Annotated in this window: 14 protein-coding genes; 6 read left to right on the forward strand and 8 right to left on the reverse strand. The window is 53.5% G+C overall.

Features of this window, described 5'->3' with window-relative positions:
• Window positions 1–155: 155 nt before the first annotated feature.
• The 3 genes from PV433_RS23715 (at window position 156) to PV433_RS23725 (ending at window position 2,847) form a co-directional block, all read left to right on the forward strand.
• Entirely contained in the window at window positions 156–1,082 is a 927-nt protein-coding gene (locus tag PV433_RS23715; protein ID WP_332074510.1) for a sensor domain-containing diguanylate cyclase, read from the forward strand.
• Window positions 1,079–2,080 (forward strand): HD domain-containing phosphohydrolase, encoded by a 1,002-nt coding sequence (locus PV433_RS23720; RefSeq protein ID WP_332074511.1) that lies wholly within the window; start codon window positions 1,079–1,081, stop codon window positions 2,078–2,080. Before PV433_RS23715 ends, PV433_RS23720 begins: the two co-directional genes overlap by 4 nt.
• Before the next feature lie 359 nt (window positions 2,081–2,439).
• A complete protein-coding gene (locus tag PV433_RS23725) occupies window positions 2,440–2,847 on the forward strand; it encodes an HNH endonuclease (RefSeq protein ID WP_332074512.1) in 408 nt (135 codons plus the stop codon).
• A gap of 66 nt (window positions 2,848–2,913) precedes the next feature.
• Here PV433_RS23725 and PV433_RS23730 read toward each other — a convergent pair whose 3' ends face one another.
• Window positions 2,914–5,064, reverse strand: coding sequence for a transglycosylase domain-containing protein (locus PV433_RS23730; protein WP_332074513.1), 2,151 nt, complete (start codon window positions 5,062–5,064; stop codon window positions 2,914–2,916).
• A gap of 302 nt (window positions 5,065–5,366) precedes the next feature.
• On the opposite strand from PV433_RS23730, the gene PV433_RS23735 reads away from it, so the two are divergent.
• Window positions 5,367–5,609: a hypothetical protein gene (locus PV433_RS23735; protein WP_332074514.1), complete on the forward strand. Its 243-nt coding sequence runs from the start codon at window positions 5,367–5,369 to the stop codon at window positions 5,607–5,609.
• 10 nt (window positions 5,610–5,619) lie between these two features.
• Here the strand turns inward: PV433_RS23735 and PV433_RS23740 are convergent, their stop codons facing one another.
• The 4 genes from PV433_RS23740 to PV433_RS23755 form a co-directional block, all read right to left on the reverse strand.
• A complete protein-coding gene (locus PV433_RS23740) occupies window positions 5,620–6,150 on the reverse strand; it encodes an AAA family ATPase (RefSeq protein ID WP_332074515.1) in 531 nt (176 codons plus the stop codon).
• 130 nt (window positions 6,151–6,280) lie between these two features.
• On the reverse strand, window positions 6,281–6,481 hold the full coding sequence (locus tag PV433_RS23745; RefSeq protein WP_332074516.1) for a hypothetical protein: 201 nt from the start codon (window positions 6,479–6,481) through the stop codon (window positions 6,281–6,283).
• 58 nt (window positions 6,482–6,539) lie between these two features.
• On the reverse strand, window positions 6,540–7,553 hold the full coding sequence (locus PV433_RS23750) for a Gfo/Idh/MocA family protein (protein ID WP_332074517.1): 1,014 nt from the start codon (window positions 7,551–7,553) through the stop codon (window positions 6,540–6,542).
• A 197-nt stretch (window positions 7,554–7,750) separates the two neighbouring features.
• A complete protein-coding gene (locus PV433_RS23755) occupies window positions 7,751–9,067 on the reverse strand; it encodes an ABC transporter substrate-binding protein (protein ID WP_332074518.1) in 1,317 nt (438 codons plus the stop codon).
• 914 nt (window positions 9,068–9,981) lie between these two features.
• Here PV433_RS23755 and PV433_RS23760 point away from each other — a divergent pair.
• On the forward strand, window positions 9,982–10,464 hold the full coding sequence (locus PV433_RS23760; RefSeq protein WP_332074775.1) for a YfbM family protein: 483 nt from the start codon (window positions 9,982–9,984) through the stop codon (window positions 10,462–10,464).
• 952 nt (window positions 10,465–11,416) lie between these two features.
• Here PV433_RS23760 and PV433_RS23765 read toward each other — a convergent pair.
• Window positions 11,417–12,826, reverse strand: coding sequence for an extracellular solute-binding protein (locus PV433_RS23765; protein ID WP_332074519.1), 1,410 nt, complete (start codon window positions 12,824–12,826; stop codon window positions 11,417–11,419).
• Window positions 12,827–12,988: 162 nt separating this feature from the next.
• The gene (locus PV433_RS23770; RefSeq protein WP_332074520.1) at window positions 12,989–14,098 is read right to left on the reverse strand and encodes a stalk domain-containing protein; all 1,110 of its coding nucleotides are present in this window, start codon (window positions 14,096–14,098) and stop codon (window positions 12,989–12,991) included.
• 142 nt (window positions 14,099–14,240) lie between these two features.
• Between PV433_RS23770 and PV433_RS23775 the strand changes: the two genes are divergently transcribed.
• The gene (locus tag PV433_RS23775; RefSeq protein ID WP_332074521.1) at window positions 14,241–14,975 is read left to right on the forward strand and encodes a ZIP family metal transporter; all 735 of its coding nucleotides are present in this window, start codon (window positions 14,241–14,243) and stop codon (window positions 14,973–14,975) included.
• Between the two features lie 79 nt (window positions 14,976–15,054).
• Here PV433_RS23775 and PV433_RS23780 read toward each other — a convergent pair whose 3' ends face one another.
• Complete coding sequence (locus tag PV433_RS23780) at window positions 15,055–15,783, reverse strand: DUF6081 family protein (RefSeq protein ID WP_332074522.1); 729 nt, start codon at window positions 15,781–15,783, stop codon at window positions 15,055–15,057.
• Window positions 15,784–15,809 lie beyond the last annotated feature (26 nt).

Raw genomic sequence — 15,809 nt, forward strand, 5'->3', positions numbered from 1 at the left:
TCGCCTACGATCTTACCGACAAAATATCATAACCGGCCGCATGTGACAAGGACGCAAATTCATCTTTATTTCAAGCTTTTGTGGTACAATCGGTATATCACTTGATTCATTCGTACCGTGAATTCCATCCTCCATGAATGGGAGCCTCATCGCCGATGCATAATACCGAACTATTCTACATGTTGGCCGAACAAACGACGAATGGAATCATTCTGACGGATGCCGACAAGCGGATCATTTATGTGAACAAAGCATTCACGATATCTACAGGCTATTCGTTCGAAGAAGCGATTGGCAAAAATCCGAGCTTTTTGCAATCCGGCTATCACGACATCAGATTTTATAAGCAACTGTGGTCGTCGATCCGGATTAAAGGACATTGGCAAGGGGAAATATGGAATAAAAGGAAAAACGGTGAGATTTTTATCGAATGGCAAAACATTATGGCTTTGCGAAACGAACAGGGCGACATTACGCATTATGCGGCCGTATTCTCGGACATTACAGAGAGAAAACGTATCGAGACGAAGCTGCAGTCCGACAATAAACTGCTCAAACGTCAAATTCATATCGACTCGTTAACCGGCATCCGCAACCGGCGGTACTTCGACGACAGCTTGAAGCGGAGATGGAAGTCGCTTGCCAAGACTCGCAGTTATTTGTCGCTGCTGCTGATCGACGTCGATTATTTTAAAGAATACAACGACATGTACGGTCATCTGCAAGGGGACGTCTGCCTTCGCGAGACGGCAGGCGTGCTGGCGATGCGGCTGCCCCGCACCTTCCGCATATGCAGGTACGGCGGAGAGGAGTTTGCGGTTCTGCTTCCGGGCTCGTCCGCCTCGGAGACGTATTCGATTGCCGAGCTGCTTCGGGAGTCCGTTCTCCAGCATGCGATCCCGCACGGTTATTCGAAAATTTCGGACCGGATTACCGTCAGCATCGGCGGGGCCACCGTAATCCCTAAGCTATCGACGGACCCGGAACATTTGGTGAAGCTTGCCGACGAAGCGCTGTATAAAGCAAAGCAAAACGGTAGAAACCGTATATTATGTTTACCTGTCACAGGAGACCGATCATGATTGACACATTGCGCATTTTTCTAACCTTAGCAGATGCAGTTATTATAACCGATTCCAATCACCGCATTGTGGAAGTGAACGATGCGTACCAGAACATTACCGGCTACAAACGGGAATCAATTCTGGGAGCGAAAGCCAGCATCGTCAAAAGCAAGCTTACGAGCAAGGACACCTACCGCAGCATGTATGAGGCGCTGAACCGCGGCTGCAGCTGGTCCGGTATATTTATTAACAAAAAAGCGAGCGGCTGCTTGTGGCACTCCTCCATCTCCATCACACCTTACCATATCGGTGGGGACATCTACTACGTCGGCATATTCCGGGAGCTGGAGCATCTGGCCGAAGGCGTGTACGTCGCGGAGGAGCGCAGGAACAGCATCCAGGGCGTCCTGCTCAAAGTACTGGCGATTTCTTGCGAAATTCGTGATCCGGCGATCGAGGAACATCTGATCCGGGTCCAGCAGTATACGGAGCAGCTTGTAACCGTGCACAATAAACGGATGGGCCTCAATTTGTCGGGAGACTATATGCAAAGCATCATACATTCCAGCATTATGCACGATATCGGTAAATCCGGCGTTCCCGAAGGAATTTTGTACAAACCCGGGCCGCTGACCGGGTATGAGCGGCTGATCGTAGAGATGCATCCGTTAATCGGCGTCGATATTTTGTCGAAAATTAACGTAGAGCTGACCGACAGCTTTTTCAAAGACGAGCTTTCCGTCGCCCGCCACATCATTCTCAGTCATCACGAGCGATGGGACGGCACCGGTTACCCCCATCAGTTAAAAGGGACCGACATCCCGCTGGAAGCGAGAATCGTAAGCGTTGTCGACGTATTCGACGCACTGACCTCGCGAAGACCATATAAGGAAATATGGTCGAAGGAAAAAGCTCTCGCTTATTTAATAGAGAATAAAGGGACCGCCTTCGATCCCGATCTCATCGATTCGTTTCTGATGATCGAGGAGATGCAGACGGGCAGCTTGACGAACTAATATCAAATCATTTCTACATACCAGCCGGCTTCATCGATCGTTACTTCGCAAACGAAAGGACAACAGAACTTGAGGTGGACATCATCGATCCGAATGGCCCTACAACCGAGCAGGATCAAACAACAGGCGACGACCTTTTTTCCGGTAAACGCTGCTCGCGCTGCAACCAAATAAAGCCGCTGTCCCATTTTCTCCGGCGGAGCGGCAAACGTTCCGGGAAAACCTCCCGCCGTGGCACCTGCCGGTCTTGCCGAAAGCAAGCGAAGCCGGAGCCGGTGCCCGCGCCAACCCTTGAACGGGATGAGGCAAATGCCGAGACCGCATACACCGCTGCGCCGAAACGCAGAACGAAAAGGCCTATGCCTCCCCTGCCGCCGAAGCCGGAAGGACCCGACGCCTCGGTGCTCGTCCCGACCCGTCAAGGCATTATCCGGATGAGAGGCAAGACGGACAAAGGACGCCGCTGGCATCAGGAGACCGATCTCGAGACGGCGGTGACGCTCGTCCGGGAGCTGGCCGCAGTCGTCGTGAACCGGCATACGATACGCCGGATTTACAGCAACAAAAACTTCCGGCGTTATATTTTGACTCGGGACAATTATACATGCCATTTCTGCGGGGAATACGGCGATACGATCGACCATCTGCTGCCCCGGGCCAAAGGAGGGCATACGACTCCGGCCAATTGCGTCTGCGCCTGCAGCCTGTGCAATCAAAGCAAAGCCGACCGCAGTCTGGACGAGTTTACAAACAGCTTCGAAGACTAAACGCAGAGCAGCCGGGTTTCCCTATGTGGAACCCGGCTGCTCTGCGTTTCCGGCTCCCCTGCCGGCTCAGTCGTCGTCATCGTCCTCTTTTTCACCCGGCTTGCGGTCCTTATTGCGCTTCTCTTCCTCGCGCTTCCTCTTCTCCTCCTTCTCTTTTTCCTTTTCCTTTTCTTTTTCTTCTTTTTTCTTCTGGCCTGGCGGCTCTTTCTTGTGCTCGTCGTCCTTCGAGCTATTTCCTTTACCTGGAACAAACGAGTCGGTGCGTTTCCCCGGCTCCGGCGGCTGCCTGAACGACTTGGCCGGCACGTCCTGAAGGGCCGAGCTCATCATCTCGCGGAAGACGATCGCGGAGCTGTAGCCGCCCGATGTGTTCAGATAATGGTTCCGGTCGGTCTGATCGTACCCGATCCATACGGCTCCGACCAGCTCCGGGGTATACCCGACGAACCAGGCGTCCTTCGTACCGCCCTCGATCCCTTCGAACGGCGCGCCCGACGGCAGCTGGGTCGTTCCCGACTTGCCGGCGGTCGGACGGTTCAGCGCCGCGTTCGAGCCGGTCCCTTCGCGGACGGCATCCAGCAGCATGCCGGTCATCGCGAAGGCGGTCGACGGCGACATGACCGCTACCGGGGACGGCTTTGCTTCGGCTAACACCCGGCCGTCGGCCGTCGTTATTTTCTCGATCGTATGAGCAGGCATCATCGAGCCGAGATTCGGAAATGCTCCGAAAGCCTGCGCCATCTGCAGCGGGGATACGCCTTCCTGCAACCCGCCGAGCGCAATCGCGAGGTTGTTGTCCCCTTGCGCCAGCGGAATTCCCATCCTCTGGACGAACGCCTGACCGGTCTGCAAACCGATCTCGTTCAGCAGCCAGACGGGAGGGATGTTCCACGAACGGATTATCGCCTCGCGCATGGTAACCTCGCCACGGGTCCGTTTATCCCAATCGGTCGGCCTGTAGCCGTTAATATCCAGCGGACCGTCGTACAGCTTGGAATTCGGACCGTACCCTTGCTCCAGCGCAGGAGCGTATACGACGAGCGGCTTGAACGAGGACCCCGGCTGCCGCTTAAGCTGAGTCGCACGGTTGAAGCCGCGGAATACATGCTCGCCGCGGCCGCCGACCAGTCCCAATACGCCGCCGGTATACGGATCGAGAATGACGGCACCACTCTGCACGAGCTGATCCGGGGCGCTTTTCGGGAACAATGAGTCGTTGCTGAACGCCTTGTCCATAGCGGCTTGCACCGCGGGATCGAGACGGGTATAGATGCGAAGTCCGCCGGCGAGCAGCTGGCGCTCGGTGAAACCGTATAGTTCAATCGCTTCTTCGATCACTTGATCCATGTAGTACGGATACAACCCGCGCAGGCTTTCTTGCTGATGTTCCGCCAGGACGACCGGCGTGGCGACAGCCCTGCGGTAATCGTCTTCGCTGATATATTTTCCGGCCAGCATCAGGTCCAGGACGAGATTGCGCCGCTCGAGCGCTTTCTCTTTATTTTTGAACGGCGAATAATGGGTCGGCGCCTTCGGCAATGCGGCCAGCATCGCGCTCTCCGGCAGCGTCAGATCGGCGACGTCTTTCCCGAAGTACGTATTGGCGGCCTTTTGAATGCCCCACTGGCCTTCGCCGAAATAGATCTGGTTCAGATAGGTCTCCAGGATTCGTTCTTTATCATACGTCTGCTCGATCTTGAACGCATACCCCGCTTCCGTCACTTTGCGGGATAACGTCTGATCGTGCGACAGGAACATGTTTTTCGCGAGCTGCTGGGTGATCGTGCTGCCCCCCTCCGCCACTCCCCCCTCCCTCAGATTTTGCATCAAGGCGCGCAGGATGCCGATCGCGTCGACGCCCGCATGGTCGTAAAACCGTTTATCCTCCACCGCGACGATCGCGTGCTGAAGATGAAGCGGGATGCGTTCGAGCGAGACCGGAACGATTTTGGAAGAAGAAATTTCTGAGGCGAGCCCGCCGTTTTTATCGATCAGTTGGGTCGGCGCCAGCAGCGGATTGGCTAGTTTCGATATATCGAGCGAGCGGACCCAGAAGATAGCGCCGAGCGCGGCCGACCCGCACACCGAGACGATGGCGACAAGCGCCATTGCTTTACTTATGCGGAACTGGGGCAGGGAACGAGACTTCCTTTTATGCTTAAGCTGTCCCCGAAAGAGACGAATTACGTTCGCCAAAGGCTGCAGCCGTCTGTTCATGTTGTGAGGTCCCCCTTTTATGTATACGTTCATACATATTCGGAGCTCGGGGGAGAAGTCGGGGGGCCTTGGGAGAAGCAGACGACATGGCGCGCTAATCTGTTCTTCAAGAACGGTTACCCGGATGAAAAAAATAGACTACAATAGGGTATAGACATAGGAGGGCGGTTGGTGCTGGGGATGTGTTTTCTGCACTTGCGGGTCCGGCAGTCCGGCTCGGATGTGAACGAGCGGTTAAGCGCGCCGGATCAGACCGATTAATCGGCAGGCCCACGATCATTTTGAACGAGGAGACGTATCAGATGCTTTCCATACTTGCCGTTGCGGTTTATTTGTCTTCGCTCGCCCTTATTGGATACCGGGTGGTGAAGATCCGGTTTGCCAAATATAACAAAGAAAATATGGGATTGCTCGGTATTCTGACTCTACTCTCTTACACGACGATCGAGCCTTTGCTCCTCAGCCTTTTCTTTACGATCGCCAGCCTTGTTTTGTTACTTCTCTACATCGCGCTGTGGACTAGATTCTCCAAGCGAACCCGGTGATTCGTCTTGTTTAGCTGTACGGAACGGCGCTGATGTACTCCATTACCTTCTCTACAATCCGCTCCAGTGGCTCTATCGTATCGACGACCAGTTCCCCGTCTACCGGAACAATCGTCAGATCGCCACCGTAATGACGCTTCAATTGTTCGAAATCGGTAATTAGCTGGTTCGGCAACGGATTCTCCTTCCGCTCCTCGAACCGCTTCGCCCATATCGTTTCGTCACTGCAGACACATAGCACCGACTTGAAAACAATTCGTTTACTGTCGAGCCACTGGCGGAGAGCGCTCATATCTTCTTTTCGGTTAAACGGAAAATCGAGTATGACACTGCTTCCGTTACTTGCGTTAGTATCCAGCATTTGATACAAAATTCCGTAGCAGAGCCGGTTCCGGTTATCGTGGCCGTCGACGGTGCCCGCCAATACGTCATAAATATCGTCCTTGCGAATGATCGGGTAACGCAGCCGTTCGCTTAGTCGGTTCGACACCGACGTTTTGCCTACGCCGGGACGTCCTCGAAACAGAATAACGGTCGTCATATGGGTCCCCTTTCGATTGGCTTTTTTATCCTAATAATCTGCTTTCCAGCTTACCTGAAAAAAACTAAAAAAACAAAAGAAAGAGCGTCTAACCGCTCTTTCTCTCCCTGGGACCCTTTACGCCCGCCTGTCATCTCCGGCTGCCCGGAAAGCCGAATACAAAGATGACGATGCCGATCAACGCAAATACAGGAACAAAAAGATTGCTGAAGAAACCGGCCTCGCCGACAGCCAGCCCCGCCAGCTTCTGTCCGAACCGTTCCACCGTATAGATGATGGCGGCGGCGAACAGAAAAGCAGCGCCCAGCTTATGGTAGAATTCATTCCCCATCGGCCGAACCTCCCTCATGTTTCCCCCTACTATACCCTATTCCGGGTTTTCCGGCCACTCATCGGGCGGCGCCGGCCGGGGAATCCGCGAGCTGGGCGACCAATTCCTCCGCCCCTGACTCGTGAGAGCGGTATGCCGCATCTACAACCGCACACACCGTTTGCCCGTACACGGCGCTTTCCACATATCCGGTCCCCTTGTCCATAACGTTCAAGACGTCGTTCCATTGGGCTTGAAACGGCTCGCCCGGCTCATCCAAAAGAATCTCCTCGTATTCGCGCTCGCTCCCGGACACCCACAGCTTATTGCCTGCGATTTTCAGTTGTCCTCCCGTAAACAGCAGCTCCGTCTCATTAGCCGTAATGTTGCGATACCCGCATAAAGAAACCGTTGCCGTCACGCCTGTCGACGTCTGCATAAACAAGATGCCGCTGCCTTCCACATTGCCGCGATCGCCGTAAAAGGTCAGGTTCGCCTTCACTTGACGAACCGGGCTCCCGGTCAGCCACTGGATTTTATCGATCGAATGGCTGCCGATATTGATGACGATTCCGCCCCCGGAAAGCGACTTCTCGAGAAACCACGCCGGACGTTCGGGCAAAAAGTACGGATGGTGTCTGCGGTCATGAATGGCAACCAGCTGGCCGAGCCGTCCCGAACGGACGATCTCCTTCGCCTTCTGATTGGCCGGGTAATAATGCTGCATATGTCCGATCGCCATCATTACATTATGGGTAACGGACGCTTCGATAATATCCGCGCACTCCGCGGCGTTAAGCGCCATCGGCTTCTCCAGCAGCACGTGACAGCCCAGCGAGGCGCATGCGATCGCCGCTTCTTTGTGCAGATGATGCGGCAGCGTAATAATGACAATATCGGGGGCCCGCTCCCGGATCATGACGCGGTAATCCGTATAAGGCGCCGCTCCGTAGGCGGCGGCCAGCTCCCGGACCCGATCTTCCGCGATATCCGCTATGGCGACAAGCTCCGTCCTCGCATTCTCATGCAACGTTTTGGCATGTACTTTGGCGATCACTCCTGCACCGATAATTGCGGCTCTGTATGTTTTCATCTTCCGTCTCCCTCTCTCTGTGTCGATAACAGCTGCTGCTATGAAGCTTCGTACCCTTGGTCCTTCTCCGCAATGCCGGATTAACGAACCGGAGCCGGCGGGTTAACCGCCAGCTCCTGATCTCCGAACGCAAGCCCGTTCGCACCGTACAAACTCCGGCTTATAGGCGTAAACCTGTCATACTGCTCGCTCCCCTGTTACTTGAACAGGTCCGCCAGCTTCTGGTCCAACTTTTCTCCCGCCTCACGAAGCGCCGTATTCGTATCCTTTTGTCCGAGCACCGTGTTTTGGTAAGCTTCGAAGTAGGCCGTATGCCCGGGGGATTGCGCTTTGACTACTTCTACTTTGGTCAGCGCGGAAGGCGCGAACTTCTCGGGCAGCAGCGCTTTTACGTTTTTGTTTTTCAATGTCGGTACGTCTTGCCCGAACTGGGACATGCCCGCGACGCGGTCTTTCAGGATCGGCAGCATTCCTTTTTTGGCCAGATGATTTTGGAACTCCTCCGTCGTCAAATAGGCGATGACATCAAACGCATCCTGCTTATGCTTGCTCGTTTTCGTTACATAAAAATACGTAGGGTACGATTGCGGACCGACACCCGGCTTATCCGCCAGCTGCGGGAACGTCGCGATGTCCCAGTCGAACTGATCCTTAAGCGTGGACAGTGACAACACAACGAAGTGGAGCAGCATCGCGGCATTTTGGTTCTGGAAAAACATTTTTTGCTGCTCGGCCAAGCTCCAGGTTTGAGCGGTCAGCTCATTGCCGGGAATTCTCGATACGCTCGTCAACAACTCGAACGCTTTCTTGAACGAATCGGTGGTGAAGATCGATTTCTTGGTCGCCGGGTCGATATATGCCGCGGAATATTGGTTCAGCACGATGTTGGCGGACGACGACATGACCAGCCCTTTGTAACTGACTCCGCCTTCCGTACGGGACAGCCGCTTGGCGAGGTCCTTAAGCTGATCCCAGTTCAGGCCGTCCTTCGGATATTCCACACCGAATTTATCGAATAAATTTTTGTTATAGAATAGTCCGAGCGTGTTCGTAAATACCGGCAAGCCGTACATCCCGTTATTCGCAAATCCTTTCTGCAGCTCGACGGCCGACGGCTCGAGCTTGGACAGATCGTACTTGCTCGTCTTGATCATCTCGGAGATGTCGTATTGATAATCGTACGTAGTCAGGCTGTCCGCCTGGCCGATGGACATAAACATGACGTCGATCGTCTGGCCGCTGGCCACGACGTCGGCGATTTTGTTGCTGCCTGCCGGCAGATGCTTGACGGTTACATGCGGGAATTTGGTCTGGATCATATTGCCGAACGTATCCATAAACGTCTGGTCGTAATCGGCGACCTGCGAATAAAAAACCAGCTCGACCGGATCTTTCTTCTTCTCTTCAACCGGAGCCGGAGCGTTCGCCGCCGGCGGCGTATTGCCGCCTCCGCACGCTGTCAGCACAACCAGACTCGCAGCCATCACTAGACCGCCATAGCGTTTTACCTTCATCAATCCTCTACCCCCCGTTTTGTATCCTGCGCTTCGTTCAACCGGATGCCGACAATGCTTGCGGCGCCCGCTTCCCTTTGTGATGACTCGACCTGTTGACAGAAATCGACACCAAACTAATTGACTCATAAATTTAGAATACATACGAGTCAATTGTAAAAATCAGATCAATTCCTGAATCTAAATCTCATTTTATCAGGATTGAAACCGTTGTCAATTCATATTTTTATGAATCATAATAATATATTTATTAATTTTATGAGTCAATATCTATTTTGCTAGCTTTCATAGCCATCCGGCTGTTTGCCTGGTACCGCAAACCATGCGTTTGAATGTGAAAAAACGGCCGGAAATATCCCCTAGACAGCCGAATTGGAGTCGGGTTCCGGGACCGTCGGCTAAGGATACATGTGGTTGCTTAAACGGTGAATCAGGATAATAGGCACCTGACACAGTGATCCGGCAAGCAAGCTGCTGCTGACGGCGGCGCCTTTTGAAGCTTGAATCGCTGACGACAGGAAGGCGACCTTAACTAATTCGCGATACCCGGAAGCCTGCTCTCATAAGGGAGTTTCGGACATCGTCCCCTTCATTGTGCATCCTTCATGTTTCCGGTTGTGTCCGGGTCTTTAGACCCTTTGATGACGGCGATTCGGAAGTTTGAATGAAATGGATTAGACTTGACGTTTATGTCCTAGGTTCCTTGAATACACATTTCCCGGATGTTACATTAATCCAAGCAGTATAGGAGTCTGTCCGACGGATTGAAATCGGTGAAATATTCATGCATAGCGGTCCGTTTCATGCAGGTAAACTGCAAGATATTCAGTCGAAACGGATAAATAATTGCTAAAAATGTTTCGTCGGACAGACTCATAAGTCACTACAAGGGAATGAGGGATGACAACTTGGCAATGCGCGGATATTACTTTGCTCTGGATGACAAGCTGATACAGCAAATCGCCGCAGGTGAACTTGCACTGAAAAATTTGAGAGTGGACGATTATCCCGGACTGGACATCGATAGATCCTGGGAGGCGATTCACTACTTGCTTTGCGGAAATATTGCCGATGGAGAGCCCCCTCTTGGGTATGTTGTTCCGATAACGTCGGACCAAGGCATCGATTTCGGCTCATTCGGGGCGTTTGTGTTGCGTGGCGAGCAAGTTGCAGAAGCGGCCCGGGCTATATCCGAGCTGGATGAAGCGCAGCTCCGCTTGCGGTATGATTTCCCGGCCATGGTCAAGGAGGAGGTATATCCTCTTGATCCTGACATAGTTTCAGACGAGGATCAAGACGAGTTCTTTGCCTACATCCTGCAGTATTATAACGAAATCCGCCGTTTCTACAGCCAAACTGCAGCCGAGGGGAAAGGTCTCATCTTTTATATATTCTGATTCCGCTGCTAGGAATCGTCACAAGCGATAACCAAACTTCCTTCCATAGGCTCACAGTTTTTTACCTATCTTCGTCGCCAGACACTATGAAAAGCCGTCCGGAAAGCGTCCGGGCGGTCCTTTGACGTGCAAACTCATACGTTTTGTATGTAGGAAGGGACTAGGGATCTTCGCTCCAGCCGCTCGCCCCTAGTCGTGTTGTCTTGTTTGACTTGGCGGTAGAAACACGACTTCAATTGCCGCCCGAGTGTGATTTTGGCGTGGTATATGCCAAATTCACACCCAGTGTGATTTTGGCTTGGTTCATGACAGATTCACACCCAGCGTGACTTAGGCTAGCTCCCTCGTCTCCATGCGGTAGCAACGCTAACGAACCCAATATTCGTTATCAGAGCCGAATGCGGACGTTTGAATTTGTAACGAACTCTTGTATTGTTATTCCCGCAATTCGGATCGTTTTTTTCCACTTTCGGTTCGATAACGATCCCCGGATTCGTTACGTCTGGAATAACGTCGTTTTTTGGCCATAAGCACGATACGATTCGTTAGCCATCGGACCTGAGCATACGTTCCCTAACGCCAAGGAAGGAAATCTCTTCCCTTCCCTTTAGTATGAAAAAGAATATTAACGTTCTGGCGGATTAAGAAAAGCTTCTAAACGAAGCCTTTCGCCGCGACGAATGGCCCTGCGTAAGAAGCAGCTTTTCTGATAGGATAACTTGGTTCCGAATACCTCGGTTCGCTTATCGCTTTATCGCCTTATCGCTTTATCGCCTTATCGCTTTATCGCTTTATCGATCTTAATAGCGATCTTAATAGCGATCTTAATAACGAACTTAATAACGATCTTAATAGCGAGCTTAAACATTCCGGCGAATCGTTAACAAAACGCCCTCGAGCTTAGGTAAAGTTCGGGGGCGTCAAATTTTTATGCAGGGGACTTCACGTCCCGTTATCCCCAGTCACCGGCAGGCGCCGCTTCCCGGATTGTCTGCGGCTTGGACAATTGGTCGCTGAGCCGGCTGCACAGCTCCTCCTCGTCGATCAGATCGGCCCAATACCCTTTCAGCAAATTACCGATGCCGTACAGCGTTTGAAGCGATACGTTCAGTTCGCCGTGGGTGCGCAGCGAGGACAGAATTTCCCTGTACATCATCGCCCGGGACGGCCGGTACATTCCGCCGTTTTCCGGCGGGCCCGGCAAATTCCCGACGCTCGGAACGCTCATCGTATTCGTACGGATAAACGTCTGTCCTTCCACGGACGTTAAATAGTCGACGAGCAGCGCCGCTTCCTCCTTGCGGCCGGACTGGCGCAGCACCCCGGCGCCCAAGGCGATGCCCAGCGTCCGCATCTCCCGGATAAACGGCATAGGCGAGACGTCGTACTCCAGTCCGGAATCGATAAGCCCGTTCAGCGCCATATAGCTGGTTAAGGTCATCGACACTTTGCCTTCCATAAACATTCTGTCGATATCGTCGTTGCTTTCCGACAAGTAACGGGGAAACGCTTTCGCATTAAGGATGATCCGTTTGCAAATTTGAATGCTTTCCATCAGCTTCGATCCGCGTATGTCCTTCAGCTTGCCGTTCTCGTCCCATTCGAACCGTTCCATGCTTTGCAGCAAAAAGACCGGCCAGCGGTTCCCGTCCGGGATATGGAAGCAGAAGCCGTAACGGCTTTTGCCGTCCGACAGCAGCTCGGCATGCCGGATCAGATCGTCCCATCTCCAGCTGCCGTCCGGCTCCAGCAGTCCGCTTTCGCGGAAGTGGGATTTGTTGTAGCAGAGCATGATTGGGGAGAAGATAAGCGGCTGCATGTACATCACGTCCTTATGACGGTACAACGCGTTCACTTGCGGATAAATAGCCGGATTCTCCGCCGTCTCCTCCAGCCATACGGTTTTGCCTTCCTCGGCCGCCTGCTGGAATTGATAGCTGGTCAGCAGCACCACATCGCCGGGAATAGGCTCCTCCTTACTCCCTAAGCCGAGCAGCCCGGCGGCAACTGTCGTTTCCACCGTAATCCAAGGGTACTTTTTATGAAATCCGTCCAGCAGCTGTCTCAGCTTCAAATTACGCAGCGGCATTTCGTTGCACAGCAGCTTCAGCTTCACCGGAGGGCGCCCGGGAGCTACCCGGTTGCCCACTCTCGCCACTTTTTCGATCCAGCCTTCTTCTACGAGTTGTTCAAGACCGATGCGGATCGAGTTGTTGCTCATCCCGAACTGGGAGACGAGCGTTTTCTCCGACGGCAGATAGTCCCCCGCCGGATAGACGCCGGCAAGAATATCGTCCCGGATCGTCTGAACCATCTGCTGCAATTGCTGCTGAAACTGTTCTTTGGTCGGTCTTCTTCTCATTTTCTCCGCTCCGCTTCATCCACAAACATTCTTGCTGTTATTGTAACAGATTGTATTTTTATGAATCAACCCATATAGGCGGAGCTTCTTCGCTCCGCCTGACCGATAGGTTTATCCATTGAAGGATGGAACATGAGGAAGGCCGTCGCTACAACCTGACACTCAGGACCATGAGATTACGATCGAACCGTTCTCCTCTTTCACGTCCGCCTTCAAAATGTCCGTCATGAACTTCAAAGGCACGTACGTGGACGATTCGACCAATACCGGAGCCGCCCCCAACGGCATCGGAGCCATCCGCGCAAAGAAATAAGCGTCTTTACCGATCGTCACCGTCGTCCAGTTCGCCCCTTTCTTCAGCTCGGCGGTCATCGTATCGGGAACCCACGTGATCTCGAAGCCGATCCGCTCTGCGACCAGCCGGAGCGGGATCATCGTATTGCCGCTCGCATCGGCGAAAACCTGGTTCCGGTACAGCGTGAAAGATTCCTTCGCCTGTTCGCTTTCCGAGCCTTTATCCGTCTCGAGTCCTGGAATCGGAAGACGGAATTCCGGATTGCCGGCAGCACCCGGCGCGATCGCGTATTTCGGGAAAACGATCACCGCTTCTCCGTTTTCCACATAAAAAGCTTGCTCGGTTGAAATGCCTTTGAACTCCTCCGGAAAATAACTATCCGGATCTTTGGCGATCTCGGCTTTGATGAAAGCGTCGATCGTCTCCTTATACTTGTCGCCGAACAGCTCGGCCAGCGTCACGCGGGTCGCTTCCGCCTCGTCCCGAATCGTATATGTATCGACTCTCGGCATACCGGTGCCGCCCGTCTGGGCGTATGTAACGACTCGCAGCGAGACGATCCCCTCCGGCTTGCCGCTGCCGTCCGATTTCAGTTCGTAATCGACAATCAGCTCGTACGGGCGCATCTCGTATCCGTTTTTCTTCATGTCGGCTGCGGCTTCTTCCGCTTCCTTCTCCCAGTTCGCAATGTCCTTCTCCGCATGGGATTGGATGATATAGTTCAGCTCTTCCTGATATTTTTTATCCTGGAGCCCTTGCAGCACCGGCACTTTTACGTTCGTCTTGAGCCATTCGCTCTTCGAGCCGAGCTCCGTCGAGGTAATAAACTCCGCTTGAACGGCGCCGTCCGTCTTCGCGGAAACCGGAACCGCAGCGCCTTCGGCAGCAAGCACCGGCACGGGGGGCAGCGCATACCCCGCTATCATAACCGTTCCCGCAACGCTAAGGGACAACCATGTCTTCTTCATCGTTTTCATACCCAATCCCTCCGTGAATTGATTTCCACCATATAGACTGTCGGGGCATGTAAAAAGTTCAATCGTGAAACTAAAACGGTATGCGGCTTGGACTTGTACATATATATGAGATAAGCTTTGCAATCGGACGCTGGAGGTCGCCATGAGCGTGTTTTGGCAATGGACCGTCTTCTCTTCCTTATGCACCATACTCGGAGCCCTTCCCACCCTGTTGTTCCGCAACGTATCCCACCGCGCCAAAGATATGCTGCTCGCCTATACGGCCGGCATCATGGTTGCCGCCTCCACGTACGGCCTCATCCCTTCGGCGCTTAAGCTATCGAACCTGTATGTGCTGACCGCCGGCATCCTGCTCGGCACCGTGCTGCTGACGGTCATGGAGCTGGTTATTCCCCATGTCGATTCGGACCATGCCTTTCCGCCGCGAGACGATCGGCAGTCTGCTCATCTGCTCGTCATGACCGCTATGCTGCTTCATAATTTGCCGGAAGGACTGTCTACGGGAGTCAGTCTGGCAAGCGGTGACCGCCAGCTCGGTCAGCTCGTATCAGTGGCGATCGGCCTGCAGAACATCCCCGAAGGCTTCCTGGTTGCCTTGCTTATGGTTACCCAGCGGGCCAAGCCGTCCAAGGCGCTGGCTTATACGTTCATGATCGCGCTGACCGAATGGCTGGCCAGCTGCCTCGGTTATTATTTCGGAACCGAGCTTCGGATGCTCGTCCCTTACGGGCTGTCCTTCGCCGCCGGAGCGATGCTGTATGTCGTCTACAAAGAACTCATCCCAGAGAGCCACGGCGACGGCCATGAGATCCCGGCTACGTTTGCGTTCATCGTCGGGACGGTCACGATGATTGCGCTGACCCACTGGCTCGGATAATCCGCGCGGCGGCGGGCAAACCAAAACCCGCCCTCCCGAAAGAGGCGCGGGTTACATAAATGGGATGAGGCCGGCTCTATTATTCCTTAATCGTCACTTGTACCGGCGACCATTCGCCGATGACCGTTTGGCCGTGGACGGATACGCTGCCTTCGGGCGTCAGGTCCTTTTCCGTCATAATGCCGAGCGCGATCGTGAACCGGTTGAACTTGACCGGCACATCGCGGTCCCGCCGTACTTCTTCGCCGTTCACATAAAAGACGACTTCGTCGCTGCCGCGGTTGTAGACGATTTTGTACGTATTGAACTCCCTCGGTTTAAAGTTCGTATCTTCCTTGAAAATGCAAAAATATCTCGTCTTGTCCGACTCCGGCACCTGAACTCCCGGGAATGGGAGTACCGCATACACACTCGCATATTTATCGTTGCCTGCGAAGAAATCAAGCGCACCGCCGGTGGTGAAGTCGAGCAGATTAAGAGAGACGTAGCCGTCGTACAGATCGCCGGGAGCCGTATTTTGCGAACGCGCGCGAATTTGCAGCTCGAAGCTGACCTCGCCGGACTCCGGTACCTCCACCTGCTCGACCGAGTAGTACATATGCTTGGCATTGTCGAGAATCTGTACATGATCATGACTGCGGCTGAGCGGCGCCCTTACATACAAAATGCCGTTGCGCACGATCACGACGGCGTTAGGCTCGCGGTACGACCAGAACGATCCGTCCTGCAGCGGAAATCCGCCGATCTTCCACACTTCTCCCTCGGATAAGATGGTATGAAAATCTCCGAAAGTCAACTGTTTTTCCATGTTTGCACCTCTTCTGTCGGTTTTCA

This window comes from Paenibacillus sp. GYB004 (assembly GCF_036577605.1).
Lineage (GTDB): Bacteria > Bacillota > Bacilli > Paenibacillales > NBRC-103111 > Paenibacillus_AB > Paenibacillus_AB oceani.